Here is a 14,220-nt window from a genome sequence, read left to right as displayed (position 1 = left end):
CATGCACAGGATCGACGAGACGGCGAAATTCTTGCCGGTTAATATCGCGGTGGCGACCATTTCCGACACCCGTACCCAAGCCAATGATACATCCGGCGACGCGCTCGCCGAACGCGTCATCCGCGCCGGCCATGTTCTGGCGGGCAGGACCATCATCCGCGACGATGCGGACGCCATCGCCGCACAGCTTCGCCACTGGATCGCCGATCCGGCCATCGACGTGGTGATCACCACGGGCGGAACCGGCGTGACCGGACGGGACGTGACGCCGGAAGCGTTCGGCCGCGTGCTGGACAAGACCATCGAAGGGTTCGGCGAGCTGTTCCGCATGCTCTCCTACCAGAAGATCGGCACCTCGACGATGCAGTCCCGCGCTCTGGGCGGGGTCGCGAACGGCACCTATCTGTTCGCCCTCCCCGGCAGCACCGGCGCGGCGAAGGATGGCTGGGACGACATCCTGCTCTATCAGCTCGATTCACGGCACAAGCCCTGCAATCTGGTCGAGCTGATGCCGCGTCTGAAAGAACATCTGAGACCCTGAAAGCGTGCCGGCCGGCTTCCTTCTGCCGCCGCTTGGTCATGACCGCACGCCGAGGTCCTCATCAAGGCCAGGACACGCGGCCGTGCCCCAAAAACGAGGTGATGTCGGTCGCGCCAGTCCCGGACATGGTGGCCGCCGCGCGTCCGCCATTTCGGCAAATTACGAAAACGAAATGAGATCGATACGAACGAACGAACGACGAACATCTTCGCGGCCCGCGCAAAAACGCACGCCCTGGGAAAAAATCCAGCCCTACAGCGCGACGTCTCAATTACGCGCATAGCGCGCAGAGGTCAGCTGGTGACGTTCCGCAGGCCCACCAGCAAGAGCCAACACAGATTTAATCCATTGCGGAAAACACAATGCGCATCGGCGCACGCCTCAGCCCACATCCCCTCGCCCCGCCTCTTCGACATCAAGGACTTAAGTCCATCCACCGCGCGTGATGCCCGGTTCATCGACCTAAGGAATTTTTTAGATTTCAGGCGTATTCGACCCGCTTGTACGCGTCTTCCGCCGTCTCACCCGTTATTATACAACAATGTAGAGCTGTATAGCTGGCTGTAACATTTCAGGAAATTACAGCCATCTCCGCCTCGCCCGGCAGCCCTCGGCGGCGGCGCGCACGAAAATAAAACTTGCGTCGGACCCAGTTTTGTTCTTTGTTTGTTCTCGTTCGACGAGACCCATCAGCAAGTGAAATGATGTTTATGTTCAAAGGACACACCCACAATAAGGGAGCGGCATCATGGGGGCGGTAAAACGCGTGCACGTGGCCGATGGCATCCGGAACGGCGCCTGGAAAGGTCGCGGCACGGCGCAGAATCCGGCTAACCGCTTCGACCGGGAACATACCGAGCCGTTCGACGATGGCTGGGACCTCAAGGAGGAGACACAGCGGCCGCAAACCAGCCTGATGCGCGATGCGACGCGCAGCATCATCGCCCGCAATGACAGTCCCGATCTCGGCTTCGACCGCAGCATCAATCCTTATCGCGGCTGCGAACATGGCTGCATCTACTGTTTCGCCCGCCCCACGCACGCCTATCTCGGCCTCTCGCCCGGCCTCGATTTCGAGACCAAGATCGTTTTCAAGCCGGAAGCGGCGCGGCTGCTCGAGGCGGAATTGTCGAAACCCCGCTACCAGCCCGCCGTGCTGGCGCTGGGCACCAATACCGACCCGTACCAGCCGGTGGAACGCACACTGGGCCTGACGCGCGGCATTTTGGAGGTGCTGGAGCGCTTCAACCACCCGGTCAGCATCGTCACGAAATCCGCCGGCGTGCTGCGCGATATCGATTTTCTCGCCCGCATGGCGGCGAAAAACCTGGCGCGCGTGCATCTCTCCATCACCACGCTCGACCCGGCATTGGCGCGCGCGATGGAACCGCGCGCCGCCGCCCCGGCCCGCCGCCTGGCGGCGATCACGGCACTGCTGAACGCCGGCATTCCCACCGGGGTGATCGCCGCGCCGATGATCCCGGGCGTGAACGACGCGGAGTTGGAGAGCATCCTGGAAGCCGCGTCCCAGGCCGGGGCAGTCGACGCCCATATGATCTTGCTGCGCCTGCCTTTGGAACTCGGCCCGCTGTTCACGGACTGGCTGCACACGCATCTGCCGGACCGCGCGAACCATGTGCTGAGCTTGATCCGCCAAAGCCGGGCCGGACGGCTGAACGATCCCGAATTCGGCTCGCGCTTCACCGGCACCGGCCCATTCGCCGACCTGCTGCAACAGCGTTTCACCCGCGCGGCACGGCAGTTCCGGTTGGACGGGGCGCAACCGAAACTGGACGTCACGCAGTTCCGCATGCCGCAGCCAGCGCCTAACGCGCAGCTTTCTCTGTTTTAAGGCAAGTAAGTAAGCAGCCGCTTTTTAAAAAAAGCGGCGCAAAAACTTTCACTATGCTGGGCCATGAGCGTTGGCGCCGACACAGCCCATGGCCCAGCATAAATCAAAGTTTTTTTTGCTACTTTTTGTTCACAAAAAGTAGCGCTTACTTCCTTTTACCGATGAATCATCGTGCCGATGCCGCCTTCGGTGAACAATTCCAGCAGCAGCGCGTGCGGCACGCGGCCGTCGAGAATGGTGGCGCCCTTCACGCCCTGCGTGACGGCTTCCATGCAGGTTTCCACCTTCGGGATCATGCCGCCGGAAATCGTGCCATCGGCGATCAGTTCATTGATCTGCGTCAGGGATAAATCGGGCATCAGCCGCTTCTGCCGGTCCAGCACGCCGGGCACATCGGTCAGCATCAGCAGACGGGTCGCGTTCAGCGCGCCGGCGACGGCGCCGGCCGCAGTGTCGGCGTTGATGTTATAGGTCTCGCCATCCTCGCCGATGCCGACCGGTGCGATCACCGGGATCAGCCCGGCGCCGGTCAAGGCATTGATCACCCTGGTGTCAATGAAACCGGGCTCGCCGACAAAACCGAGATCGAGCACCTTCTCGATGTTCGAATCCGGGTCTTTCTTGGTCCGGCGCAGCTTGCGCGCCCGGATCAGCCCGCCATCCTTGCCGGAAATGCCCACGGCCAGCGCGCCGGCGCGGTTGATCAGCGCCGCCACCTGCTTGTTCACGCTGCCGGCCAGGACCATCTCCACCACTTCGACCATGGCGGCATCGGTCACGCGCAACCCGTCAATGAAATTGGACTTGATCGCCAGGCGGTCCAGCATGGCGTTGATTTGCGGCCCGCCGCCATGCACCACCACCGGGTTGATGCCGACCTGCTTGAGCAACGCGATGTCCTGGCCGAACTCGACGGCCAGCGTCTCCTGCCCCATCGCATGGCCACCATATTTCACCACGATCGTGGCACCCGCATAACGGCGCAAATAAGGTAGTGCGCGGGCGACGATATGCGCTTCCTGCGCGGCGGTAATGGTGCTGCTCACAAACCTGACCCTTTCTTCAAGCGCCCCGCCGCCTCACGCGAAGGCGGCGATGCTGGCGCGCAACGCGTCGATGCCGAACCCGGTTTCACTCGAAGTGGTGATCACCTCGTTCAGCGCCGCCGGGTGAGAGGCCGCCAGAGCCCTTACCTCCTCCTGCTTGCGCGTCAAGGCGCGCGGTTTCACCGCATCAGCCTTGGTCAGCACGATCTGATAGGAAACCGCCGACTGGTCGAGCAGTTCCAGCACCGTCTCGTCGGACTTTTTGATCTCCACCCGCGAGTCGAGCAGCAGCAGCACGCGGCGCAGATTCGGCCGCCCGCGCAAATAGTCCAGCATCAGCCCCTGCCAATCGCGCTTGATGGCCTGCGGCGCCTCGGCATAGCCATAGCCCGGCATGTCCACGAGCACGATGGGCGCCGCTTCGAACCGGAAAAAATTCAACTGCCGCGTGCGCCCCGGCTGGTGCGACACGCGCGCCAGTCCGTGGCGGTTGGTGAGCGCGTTCAGCAGCGAGGATTTGCCGACATTGGAACGGCCCGCGAACGCGAACTCTTCGCCACGCGGCTCCGGAAGATGATCCAGGGCCTGCGCGGCGTAGAAGAAGTCACATTGCCCGGCAAACAGCTTCCGGCCGGCTTCGAGCTGGTCGGGGCTGAACGCTTCGGCCTGGAAATTCAGCCCTTGGCCTTCGCCAGTGCCGCCCGCCGCGGGGTCCCCGCCTGGCGCATGATCAGCCATTGTTGTCCTACCGAGAGAAGGTTGTTCCAGGCCCAGTACAGCACCAGGCCGGCCGGCGAGCGTGCCAGCACGAAAGTGAAGATGATCGGCATGAACTGGAACATGCGCGCCTGCACGGGGTCCGGCGGCGCCGGATTCAGTCTCTGCTGCAGATACATGGTGAAGCCCATGATGATCGGCAGCGCGCCGAGATGCAGGAACGGGCTGATCATCGTCGGGTCGAAGGGAACCAGCCCGAACAGATTGAACAGGTTGGTCGGGTCCGGCATCGAAAGATCATGGATCCAGCCATAGAACGGCGCCTGACGCATCTCGATGGTGGTGAAGATCACCTTATAGAGCGAGAAGAAGACCGGGATCTGCACGACCATCGGCAGGCAGCCGGATGCCGGGTTGATCTTTTCGGTCTTGTACAGCGCCATGATCTCTTGCTGCTGCTTCGCCGGATCATCCTTCAACCGCTCGCGGATCGCCTGGATCTTCGGCTGCACCAGCTTCATCCGCCCCATCGAACGGTAGGAATAGCTGGCCAGCGGGAAGAACAGCAGTTTCACGCCGACGGTGAAGATGATGATCGCCAGACCGAAATTGCCGGTGAGCGAATTCAGCCAGTCGAGGCAAAAGAAGATCGGCTTGGTGATGAAATACAGGTAGCCGAAATCCACCGACTTATCGAGGCTCGGAATGTTGTATTCGCGCCCATAAGCATCCAGCAGCTTCACCACCTTGGCGCCGGTGAACAGATGCGTCTGCAGGCCGCCGGTGGCACCGGCGGCAATGGTGAGCGGTGTCGCGCTGATGAACGAGGTCTGATAGGCGTGGCCGTCACCGTCGGCGGCGGTGCCATAGCTCATCGAGCCGGTCTGCTGCGTGGTCTGCGCCGGGGCCAAGGCCGTGAGCCAATATTTATCGGTGATGCCGATCCAGCCACCGTCGCTGGTCTCGGAGTAGGCCTGACCGCCGGCGCTGTGCTCGCCGTTATTCTTGATCGAATTATATGATTGCTGGTGCAGCGTGCCGTTGAACACGCCGAGCGGACCTTCGAACAGAATATAGGAGCTCTGCTCCTCCGGCTTATAGTCGCGCACCACGCGGGACCACGGGAAGAGCTGCACCGGCGCGCCGGTATGGTTGACCACCTGCTGGCGCACCGTGAACATGTAATGATCGTCGACCGAGACCAGCAGTTGGAAGGTCAGGCCCGCGCCGTTATCCCAGCTCAGTGTGACCGGGCTCTGCGGGGTCAGATCGTTGCCCGACGGCGTCCAGATTGTCGAATCGGTCGGCACCTTGACGTTGCCGACCGGCGTCCAGCCGAATTGCGCGTATGAAGGCGTGGCGCTGCCACGACGGCCCAGCAGCTGCACCAGCGGCGAATCCTTGGCGAGCGTCTGGCGATAATCCTTGAGCACCACATCGTCGAACACCGCGCCGGTCAGACCGATGCTACCGGACATTTTCGGCGCGTCGATGACCAGGCGCGGGCCGGCCGGCGCGGTCGCCGCGGCGCCCGGCACGCTGCTTCCCGCGGCCTGCGGCGCGCCCGCATTGTTCGCCTGCACCTGGGCCGGCGTCGGCGGCGGAGGCGGAGGATGCGGCAGGAAACGTTCGATCGCGAACTGAAACACCAGCAAAATGCCGAGTGACAGGGCGATGGCGAGCATCAGGCGCTTTTGGTCCATGGGGCTTTACGAATCCTTGAGCGGCGGCACCGGGTCGAAACCGCCCGGATGCCAGGGATGGCAGCGTAAAATCCGTCTTCCGGCAAGCAGCGCGCCGCGCCCGGCGCCATGCGTACAAATGGCCTCGCGCGCATAGGCGCTGCAAGACGGGTAAAAACGACAATTGGCGCCGATCACGGGCCGCAGCGTCAGCTCGTAAACGCGGATCGCACCGGACAGGGCCAAGGCAGCCGGGCTCATGTGCGCAATTCGGCCAGGGCCGATTCAAGGCCGGCGCGGAGCGTGGCGAAGGGCAACGTCGCGGTCTCCTTGCGGCAGACCAGGACCAGCTCGACGCCGTAAATCGGCCGCTCCGCAAACGTGAGCCGCACCGCCTCACGCAGGCGGCGGCGGGCACGGTTGCGCAGCACCGCATTGCCGATCTTCTTGGTCGCCGTGTAGCCGACGCGCACCGGCGCCTCACCCGGCTGGGCAAGCGCCTGCATCAAAAACCCCGGACGGCTGAGCTTGCGCCCCCGCGCCGCGAGCCGCAAGAACTCCGCACGGCACCGAAAGGTCTCCGGGGGAGTTCTTGCGGCCATGACGATGGTTCGAACCGCGCCGATACCAGATCAGGCAGAAAGTTTGGCGCGACCCTTGGCACGGCGGTTGGCGATCACCTTGCGGCCGCCAACCGTTGCCATACGGGCGCGAAAACCATGCCGGCGCTTGCGGACGAGTTTGGAAGGTTGATAGGTCCGTTTCACGATATGAACTCCGGCGAAAAACAAAGATAAAAACGTAATGCGCCGAACCGTCCCCGATTCAGCCTTGTGTGGGGCGCATATAGAAGCGCCTGCCCTCCTCCGTCAATGCAAAGCGATGTCGGTGGGCCGGAAGAAGCCGCGAACTCTTGCGCCAAGGCATGGGCGCCACGCCTTTTGGTTGAAATCACCTTCCGGGCGCAGGCCGTCGACATTAAATTCCGCCCTAGGCCAGAGATAGCCTGCCGGAATGACCCCTTAGGATATTGCTCTGCCTTCCCGGAACGTGCAGCCTGAGCACATGTCGTTTTTCACATCGACCCGGCCTCGCAACGTTCTGGCCCTTCAGGGCGGCGGTGCCCACGGCGCGTTCACCTGGGGCGCGCTTGACCGATTGCTCGAAAATGGCCTGACATTCTCGGCGGCTACCGGCGTCTCGTCGGGCGCGCTGATCGCCGCCATGGCGGTTCAGGGCTATGTCCATAATGGCCCGAACGGCGCGCGCGCGGCGGTCACGCAGCTCTGGCAGCGGGTCGCCGACGCCCATATTTTCAGCAATCTGAACAGCGCGCTCGACTGGATGTGGGGCGGGCTCGGCAACGACCTGGCCTGGGCGGGCATCACCAACGCGCTGCGTCTGTTCAGCCCCGGCCAGCTCAACCCGTTCGGGCAAAATCCCCTGGGCCCCTTGCTCGCCGACCTGCTCGATCTCGACGCCATCCGCGACGCCGCGGCGCCGAGGCTCTATGTCGGCGCGACCGACGTCGAATCGGGGGAGGCGCGGGTCTTCACCAATGCCGAGATCAGCGTGGACACGCTCCTGGCCTCGGCCTGCATTCCCATGATGTTTCCCACGGTGACCATCGATGGCCGCGCCTATTGGGATGGCGGATATTCCTGCAACCCGCCTTTGGCGCCCGTGCTCACCCCGGCCCCAAGCCAGCTGGTGCTGATCCGCGCCCAGCCGCGCGCGCGCCGGGGCGTACCAAGCAGCACCGTCGATATTTTGCACCGACTGCATGAAATCGCCTTCCAGGCGCCGCTCGACGCCGAACTGGCGCTCTTGCCGTCATACACGCGCCTGCTGGACATCTCCGCCGACGCCGCGCTTTCCCAACATCCTTTGACCTCGAAAATGAATGTGGAACGCTCTTTTCTCGATGATCTCTTCATCGCCGGCCGTGAGGCCGCCGCTCGCCTCACGGTGGCGTGACAGCCGAAACCGATGAGCCCGCTTCGCAACGTCAGACGCAAGTTGTTCGGCCGTAGCCTGTCCGCCCGGGTGCTGTGGCTGACGGTCGGCATCATCCTGCTGGTGGAAATCTTGATTCTTATGCCGAGCCTGGGCCGGGACCGCCAAGCCTGGCTGTGGCAACATGTGACGGAAGCGCATCTGGCGGCGTTCCCCGCAGCCGTAAGCCCCGGCGCGCTGGATCCGAAAACCGCGGATGCGCTGCTGAGACTCTCGGACACCTCGTCCATCCGGCTGGCCGAGCCGGGGCGGTTGATCGTGGTCATGCGCCAGGACCAGCCCGTCCCGGCGCCGGATGCGACCATCGACCTGGCGACAGAACCGCTGGCCGCCAGCATCTGGGAGGCCCAGCGGGCGGTCATCGGGCTCGGCCCTCACTGGCTGCGGGTCGTCGCCGCAAGCCCGCTGCAAAACAAGGCAATGCTCGACATCACCGTAAGCGGCACCAAGCTGGCACGGCACTTGCGCAGTTATGCCCTGCATATCCTGGTTCTCTCGCTGATCATCGCGCTGGTGACCGGCTCGCTGGTGTTCACCCTGCTTGACCGATTGCTGGTCCGCCCGATGCGGATTCTCACCGCCAGCATCGTCGGCTTCCGGCATGCCCCGGAACAGGACGGGCAGAACGACCTCGTTTGGCTGGCGAGCCGGGGAGAGGATGAAATTTCCCGTGCCGCGGGTGAGCTGAAATTACTGCAGGATGAAATGCGCGCTGCCTTGTGGCGCAATGCGCGGCTCGCCGCGGTGGGCACCGCCGTGGCCAAGATCAGCCATGATCTGCGCAACATCCTCAGCTCGGCGCTGCTGGTGGCCGACCGGCTGCAGGAAACCGAGGACCCGACCATCAGGAGTGCCGCGCGCACGCTGATCCCCGCGGTGGAGCGCGCCGCCCAGCTGGTGAGCCGCACCGTGGATTTCGCCCGCGAAGGTCCGCCCGCGATCATCCGCTCCTCGGTGGTGCTGCACGACCTGATCGACGAGACCGCGCAGGCGCTCCGCCCCGACGAGGCCAACGTCACGATCGAAAACAACGTGCCCGAGACCCTGGTGCTGGCCCTGGACCGGGAGCAGATCTACCGTGTGCTGGTGAATTTGCTGCGCAACGCGGTGGAGGCCGGGGCCAACCGCGTGACCATTTCCGTCGCGGGCGAAAATGGCATGACGCGGCTGAACATCAGGGATAACGGGCCCGGCCTGCCGTCCCGCGTGCAGGAAAACCTGTTCAAGCCGTTCACCGGTTCCGGGCGCCACGGCAGCACCGGGCTGGGCCTGACCATCGCCCGCGATCTGGTGCGCGCACATGGCGGCGACCTGCAGCTGGCGCAGACCGGACCGGACGGCACCTCGTTCATCATGGAATTGCCGGCCGAGCTTACCGTGTGACATTGCACGGTGCGTTTTACAAAAACTACTCAATCCATAGAGATAAATGGGATAACCTCACGCTTTTGACAAAACGCCGAAAAAGGGGATGACTTTTTCTCGAATGCGCCGTCACCAGTAAAATTTGTTTATTTTTGGCGAGGCGTTGATCAAAAAGAAAAAATCCTTTTCTTAGAGGCTATGATTCCCCTGGCCCTCGATCCAAACGCTGTAAAACTTGCCGTTGCAGGAAACGGTTCCTTGGCGCTGCGCCGGCTGCGCGCCCTGCGCCAGGGCGGCGCCACGGAAATTTTGCTGTTCGCGGATGCGCCGAGCGCCGAGCTCGCCGCCGAAGCCGGCACGTTCCTGCGCCCCGCGCTGCCGGACGAGGCGGCACTGCAGGCGCTGCATGTTCTCTGGATCGTCGATGTCGCGCCGGCAGCCGCCGCTGAGCTCGCCACCCTTGCCCGCCGCCTGCGCGTGCTGGTGAATGTCGAAGACGTGCCGGAGCATTGCGATTTTCATTCCGTGGCGGAGCTGCGCCGCGGCGACCTGCTGCTGACCGTCTCCACCAACGGCAAGGCGCCGGGCCTCGCCGGGACCATCCGGCGCACGCTCGAAACCGGCTTCGGTCCCGAATGGGACGAACGGGTGAGCGAAGTCGCAGCACTCCGGCGGCGCTGGCAGGACGAGGGCGTGAGCATGCAAGAAGCCGCCCGCCGGATCGAGGTCCTCGTCGCGGAGCGCTGCTGGCTCTCCCTGCCGCCCCAGAATTAATCCCTTTTCCCCTGCCCAAGGTTATTCGGACATGTCCAAGCTGATCGCCCTCCCCCACACGGCGCCCTTCGCCCCCGAACAGATCGCCGCCCTCGACAAGGTCATCGGCGCCTCGTCTTCGGTGCAGCGCGCCTGGCTCGCCGGTTTTCTCGCCGGGATGGATGCCGCGGAAGGCAAGCAGCCCGCCGCTGCCGCCGTCGCCGGGCCGAAGCCAAAACTGCTCGTGCTGTACGCAACCGAATCCGGCAATTCCGAAGCGCTGGCCGCCAAGGCGAAGCAGGACGCGGCCAAGCTCGGCTTCGCCGCGCGCGTGCAGGATGTGGCCGATGCCGACGTGCAAAGCCTGAAAGATGCCGGCACGATCATCGCCATCATTTCCACCTGGGGTGACGGCGAACCGCCGCAACGCGCCGCGCCTTTCTTCCGCGCGCTGATGGGCGACGCCGCGCCGCGTCTCGATGGCGTGAAATTTGCCGTCCTGGCCCTGGGCGACTCCTCCTATGCGCAGTTCTGCGAAAGCGGCCGGCAGGTCGACGCGCGGCTCGAAGCCCTGGGCGCCACGCGCGCCGCTGCGCGCATCGATCTCGACCTCGATTATGAGGCCGGCGCCAAAACCTGGCTCGCCGCCACGCTCGAAACGCTGGCGCCGAAAAATGCCGACGCCGCCCTCGCCGGCTCGGTCATCCATGTGGATTTCCACAAGCCGGCGGCGGAAGCCGCGTCGAAATCGTCCCCCTTCGCCGCCGAGATCACGGCGCATCACAAGCTCACCTCGGACCGCGCGGACTCCGAGACCGTCCATATCGAGCTCTCGCTGGCCGGCTCCGGCATCACCTACGAGCCGGGCGATGCGATCGGCTTCGTGCCGGAAAACGATCCGGCGCTGGTCGGCGCCATGGCCCGCGCCGTGGGCCTTGAGGGTGATGCCGCGCTGCACGAGGCGCTGACGGCGCGCTACGACATCAGCACGCTGACGGCCAAGCAGATGAAAGACTACGCGGCGCTGACCGGCGATGCCCAGGCCGCGTCCCTGGCCGAGAATGAGGCCGAGCGCGCCGCGTTCCTGGCCGGACGGCAATGGATCGACCTGCTGGAGGCTTTCCCGCACCGGCTGGGGGCGGACGCCTTCACGTCTCTGCTGCGGCCGCTGGCGCCACGTTATTATTCGGTCGCCTCGTCACAGAAACTGGTCGGCGAGGAAGCGCATCTCACCGTCGCGCGCCTGGCCTATGAGGCCGCCGGGCGGGCACGGCTCGGCGTGGCTTCCGGCATGATCACCGACCGCCTGCGTGCCGGCGGCAGCGCGAAGATCTTCGTGCGCCCGAACCCGCATTTCCGCCTGCCGCAAAACGCCGAAACCCCGATCATCATGATCGGCGCCGGCACCGGCGTGGCGCCCTATCGCGGCTTCCTCCAGGAACTCGAAGCGACCAATGCCGGCACCCAGGCCTGGGCGATCTTCGGCCATCGCCACTTCCTGTACGACTTCCTCTACCAGCTGGAGATCCAGGACTGGCTGAAATCCGGCGTGCTCGGGCGGCTCGACCTCGCCTCTTCGCGCGACCAGCCCGAGAAGCGTTACGTGCAGCACGTGCTGTGGGAACAGCGTGAGCGGGTGCGCCAGCAGCTCGACCAGGGCGCAACCCTCTATCTGTGCGGCGACGCCAAGCACATGGCGCGCGATGTCGACGCCACCCTGAACCGCATCCTTGCCGACGGCCGCGATGAAAAAGCGGGCCAAGCCGCCCTCGACGCGCTGATCAGCGCCGGGCGCTACAAAAAGGACGTGTATTGATGCTGGAAATTGTCGAATCCGCTTCCGCCGAGAGCGTGCTGGCGCAGGCGGTGGGCGAACAATTCACGGGCAAGATCGCTTTGGTGTCGTCCTTCGGCACCGAATCCGCCATCATGCTCCACATGATCTCGGAAATCGACCGGACGGTGCCGGTCATTTTCCTCGACACCGGAAAGCTCTTTCCCGAGACCCTGGCCTACCGTGACAGGCTGGTCGCCTATCTCGGCCTGACCGACGTGCGCAGCGTGCGCCCGAGCGGCGCGCAGCTCGCCGCCTGGGACCCGGACGGACGCCTCTGGGAAAAAGACGCCGATCTGTGCTGCGCGATCCGCAAGACCAACCCGCTCGACGCGGCGCTGGAAGGGTTCGAGGCCTGGATCACCGGGCGCAAGCGCGCCCAGGGCGGCGCGCGGAGCCAGTTGAACCTGGTCGAGACCGGGCCGGACGGGCGCACCACCGTGAACCCGCTGGCGCACTGGGACGATGCGATGATCGAGGCCTATTTCCAACGCCATGACCTGCCGCGCCACCCGCTGCAGGCCCAGGGTTACACCTCGCTCGGCTGCGCCACCTGTACCGCGCTGCCGCTTGGCGGCGATAAACGCTCGGGCCGCTGGGCCGGGCGCGACAAGACGGAATGCGGCATCCACCTGCCGCGCCGGGCCGCGGCCTCCATGGCCTGACGCCCTCCTTTTCGGGAAGACACCAATGACTGACAAGACCACCGATACGCCGAAGCTCTCCCACAACGAAACGATCAAGACCAACAGCCGCTTCCTGCGCGGCGGCCTCGCCGAGGGGCTGAACGTGGTCGAGAGCGGGGCGCTGTCCGAAGACGACCAGCAGCTCATCAAGTTTCACGGCATCTATCTGCAGGACGACCGCGACCTGCGGCCCGAGCGCGCCAAGCGCAAGCTCGACAAGGCCTACAGCTTCATGGCCCGGTTGCGCGTCCCCGGCGGCGTGCTGAGCCGCGCGCAATATCTGGCGATGGACCGGCTGTCGGACGAGCGCGGCAACCAGACGCTGCGCATCACCACGCGCCAGTCGATCCAGTTCCATGGCGTGATCAAGACCAATCTGCGCCCCGCCTTGCGGCAGATCGACAGCGTGCTGCTCGACACCATCGCCGCCTGCGGTGACGTGAACCGCAACGTGATGTGCACGCCCAACGAATTCGCCGGCCGCGCCTATGCGCAGGCGGAAAAGACCGCGCGCGACATCTCCACCGACCTGCTGCCGCGCAGCGGCGCCTGGCGCGAGATTTTCATCGATGATGAGAAGGTCACGAAGGAACCGGAGGTCGAGCCGATCTACGGCGCCACCTACCTGCCGCGCAAATTCAAGATCGCCGTGGCAGTGCCGCCGCAGAACGACGTGGACGTGTTCGCCCACGACCTCTCCTACATCGCCATCGTCGAGAACGGCGACGTGGTCGGCTACAACGTGCTGATCGGCGGCGGCATGGGCGCCACCCATGGCGATGCGGAAACCTTCCCGCGCGTCGGCGAAGTGATCGGCTTCTGCAAGGTCGAGAACGCCGTCGACGTGGCCGAGGCCGTGGTGACGACGCAGCGCGATTACGGCAACCGCGCCAACCGCCGCCGCGCACGGCTGAAATACACGGTCGTCGATCGCGGCCTGGATTTCATCGTCAATGAAATCAATTCCCGCCTGAAGGTGAAGCTGGAGCCGGCCCGGCCGTTCAAATTCGCCGGCAACGGCGACCGCATGGGCTGGCATACCAGCGAAGACGGGCTGCACCATCTGACCCTGTTCGTGGAAAACGGGCGCGTTGCCAATGTCGGCGAATGGAAGCTGAAGGCGGCACTGAAGCGGATCGCCGAAACGCTCGATGTCGCGTTCATCCTCACCCCGAACCAGAACATCATCGTCGCCAAGGCCGATGATGCGGCGCGCGCCGAGATCGAGAAAATTCTCGCCGCCCACGGCGTGAAGCTACGCGGCTCGGTGCTGCGCGAGGCGGCAATCGCCTGCGTGGCCTTGCCGACCTGCGCCCTGGCCCTGACCGACGCCGAACGCTATCTGCCGGGACTGATCACCAAGCTCGACGCGCTGTTGGCGGAACACGGCCTCGCCCAACAGCCGATCACGGTGCGCATGACCGGCTGCCCGAATGGCTGCGCCCGCCCCTACCTCGCCGAAATCGGCTTCGTCGGCCGCAATCCGGGCCGCTACAATTTGCACCTAGGCGGCAACGCCGACGGCTCGCGGCTGAACCGCATCTATAAGGAAGACGCCGACGAAGAAACGATCCTCGCCACGCTGGCGCCGCTCTTCGCCGATTACGCCCAGACGCGGCAAGGTAATGAAGGGTTCGGCGACTTCATAACCCGGCGCGGGATCGTGTAAGAAAGCAGCCGCTTTTTGAAAAAAGCGGCACCAAAAACTTTTGCTTTGCTGGGCCTCAG

General features: G+C 64.4%; 14 protein-coding genes. 8 read left to right on the top strand and 6 right to left on the bottom strand.

Going from position 1 to position 14,220, the window contains the following annotated elements; all coding sequences use genetic code 11:
- Window position 1: 1 nt before the first annotated feature.
- Together moaB and VNC39_RS07325 are read left to right on the top strand one after the other, a co-directional pair.
- Window positions 2-541, top strand: a complete 540-nt coding sequence (moaB, locus tag VNC39_RS07330; RefSeq protein ID WP_325397671.1) for a molybdenum cofactor biosynthesis protein B — start codon at window positions 2-4, stop codon at window positions 539-541.
- Window positions 542-1,289: 748 nt separating this feature from the next.
- A complete protein-coding gene (locus VNC39_RS07325; protein WP_325397669.1) occupies window positions 1,290-2,393 on the top strand; it encodes a PA0069 family radical SAM protein in 1,104 nt (367 codons plus the stop codon).
- A gap of 155 nt (window positions 2,394-2,548) precedes the next feature.
- On the opposite strand, the gene argB is transcribed toward VNC39_RS07325, so the two are convergent.
- Genes argB through rpmH form a run of 6 tightly spaced genes read right to left on the bottom strand, consistent with a single transcriptional unit; the run spans window position 2,549 to window position 6,605 of the window.
- Window positions 2,549-3,439, bottom strand: a complete 891-nt coding sequence (argB, locus tag VNC39_RS07320; protein WP_325397667.1) for an acetylglutamate kinase — start codon at window positions 3,437-3,439, stop codon at window positions 2,549-2,551.
- 33 nt (window positions 3,440-3,472) lie between these two features.
- Window positions 3,473-4,177: a ribosome biogenesis GTP-binding protein YihA/YsxC gene (yihA, locus tag VNC39_RS07315; protein WP_325397665.1), complete on the bottom strand. Its 705-nt coding sequence runs from the start codon at window positions 4,175-4,177 to the stop codon at window positions 3,473-3,475.
- On the bottom strand, window positions 4,114-5,859 hold the full coding sequence (gene yidC / locus VNC39_RS07310) for a membrane protein insertase YidC (protein ID WP_325397663.1): 1,746 nt from the start codon (window positions 5,857-5,859) through the stop codon (window positions 4,114-4,116). Before yidC ends, yihA begins: the two co-directional genes overlap by 64 nt.
- Before the next feature lie 6 nt (window positions 5,860-5,865).
- The gene (yidD, locus tag VNC39_RS07305) at window positions 5,866-6,099 is read right to left on the bottom strand and encodes a membrane protein insertion efficiency factor YidD (RefSeq protein WP_325397661.1); all 234 of its coding nucleotides are present in this window, start codon (window positions 6,097-6,099) and stop codon (window positions 5,866-5,868) included.
- Window positions 6,096-6,440: a ribonuclease P protein component gene (rnpA, locus tag VNC39_RS07300; protein ID WP_325397659.1), complete on the bottom strand. Its 345-nt coding sequence runs from the start codon at window positions 6,438-6,440 to the stop codon at window positions 6,096-6,098. Before rnpA ends, yidD begins: the two co-directional genes overlap by 4 nt.
- Window positions 6,441-6,470: 30 nt before the next feature.
- Entirely contained in the window at window positions 6,471-6,605 is a 135-nt protein-coding gene (rpmH, locus tag VNC39_RS07295) for a 50S ribosomal protein L34 (RefSeq protein ID WP_284259385.1), read from the bottom strand.
- Between the two features lie 298 nt (window positions 6,606-6,903).
- On the opposite strand from rpmH, the gene VNC39_RS07290 reads away from it, so the two are divergent.
- The 6 genes from VNC39_RS07290 to VNC39_RS07265 all read left to right on the top strand — a co-directional run bounded on the left by VNC39_RS07290 (window position 6,904) and on the right by VNC39_RS07265 (window position 14,161).
- Window positions 6,904-7,815, top strand: a complete 912-nt coding sequence (locus tag VNC39_RS07290) for a patatin-like phospholipase family protein (RefSeq protein ID WP_325397653.1) — start codon at window positions 6,904-6,906, stop codon at window positions 7,813-7,815.
- A 12-nt stretch (window positions 7,816-7,827) separates the two neighbouring features.
- On the top strand, window positions 7,828-9,237 hold the full coding sequence (locus VNC39_RS07285) for a sensor histidine kinase (RefSeq protein ID WP_325397651.1): 1,410 nt from the start codon (window positions 7,828-7,830) through the stop codon (window positions 9,235-9,237).
- Window positions 9,238-9,417: 180 nt separating this feature from the next.
- Window positions 9,418-9,993 carry a precorrin-2 dehydrogenase/sirohydrochlorin ferrochelatase family protein gene (locus VNC39_RS07280; RefSeq protein ID WP_325397649.1) on the top strand — a complete coding sequence of 192 codons (576 nt, stop codon included), beginning with the start codon at window positions 9,418-9,420 and terminating at the stop codon, window positions 9,991-9,993.
- A gap of 31 nt (window positions 9,994-10,024) precedes the next feature.
- Window positions 10,025-11,788 (top strand): diflavin oxidoreductase, encoded by a 1,764-nt coding sequence (locus VNC39_RS07275; RefSeq protein ID WP_325397647.1) that lies wholly within the window; start codon window positions 10,025-10,027, stop codon window positions 11,786-11,788.
- Entirely contained in the window at window positions 11,788-12,471 is a 684-nt protein-coding gene (locus VNC39_RS07270) for a phosphoadenylyl-sulfate reductase (RefSeq protein ID WP_325397645.1), read from the top strand. Before VNC39_RS07275 ends, VNC39_RS07270 begins: the two co-directional genes overlap by 1 nt.
- 25 nt (window positions 12,472-12,496) lie before the next feature.
- Window positions 12,497-14,161, top strand: a complete 1,665-nt coding sequence (locus VNC39_RS07265) for an NADPH-dependent assimilatory sulfite reductase hemoprotein subunit (RefSeq protein WP_325397643.1) — start codon at window positions 12,497-12,499, stop codon at window positions 14,159-14,161.
- Window positions 14,162-14,220: the final 59 nt, after the last annotated feature.

Source organism: Acidocella sp., assembly GCF_035535915.1.
In the GTDB taxonomy this organism is placed as follows: domain Bacteria; phylum Pseudomonadota; class Alphaproteobacteria; order Acetobacterales; family Acetobacteraceae; genus Acidocella.
This window is presented reverse-complemented; position numbering and strand designations above follow the sequence as displayed.

Excerpts from the sequence above, each read along its gene's own strand:
- VNC39_RS07285 (WP_325397651.1), top strand. The coding sequence starts at position 7,828 with ATGAGCCCGCTTCGCAACGTCAGACGCAAGTTGTTCGGCCGTAGCCTG.
- moaB (WP_325397671.1), top strand. The coding sequence starts at position 2 with ATGCACAGGATCGACGAGACGGCGAAATTCTTGCCGGTTAATATCGCG.
- VNC39_RS07280 (WP_325397649.1), top strand. The coding sequence starts at position 9,418 with ATGATTCCCCTGGCCCTCGATCCAAACGCTGTAAAACTTGCCGTTGCA.
- VNC39_RS07265 (WP_325397643.1), top strand. The coding sequence starts at position 12,497 with ATGACTGACAAGACCACCGATACGCCGAAGCTCTCCCACAACGAAACG.
- VNC39_RS07270 (WP_325397645.1), top strand. The coding sequence starts at position 11,788 with ATGCTGGAAATTGTCGAATCCGCTTCCGCCGAGAGCGTGCTGGCGCAG.
- yihA (WP_325397665.1), bottom strand. The coding sequence starts at position 4,177 with ATGGCTGATCATGCGCCAGGCGGGGACCCCGCGGCGGGCGGCACTGGC.
- VNC39_RS07290 (WP_325397653.1), top strand. The coding sequence starts at position 6,904 with ATGTCGTTTTTCACATCGACCCGGCCTCGCAACGTTCTGGCCCTTCAG.
- VNC39_RS07325 (WP_325397669.1), top strand. The coding sequence starts at position 1,290 with ATGGGGGCGGTAAAACGCGTGCACGTGGCCGATGGCATCCGGAACGGC.
- yidC (WP_325397663.1), bottom strand. The coding sequence starts at position 5,859 with ATGGACCAAAAGCGCCTGATGCTCGCCATCGCCCTGTCACTCGGCATT.
- yidD (WP_325397661.1), bottom strand. The coding sequence starts at position 6,099 with ATGAGCCCGGCTGCCTTGGCCCTGTCCGGTGCGATCCGCGTTTACGAG.
- rnpA (WP_325397659.1), bottom strand. The coding sequence starts at position 6,440 with ATGGCCGCAAGAACTCCCCCGGAGACCTTTCGGTGCCGTGCGGAGTTC.
- VNC39_RS07275 (WP_325397647.1), top strand. The coding sequence starts at position 10,025 with ATGTCCAAGCTGATCGCCCTCCCCCACACGGCGCCCTTCGCCCCCGAA.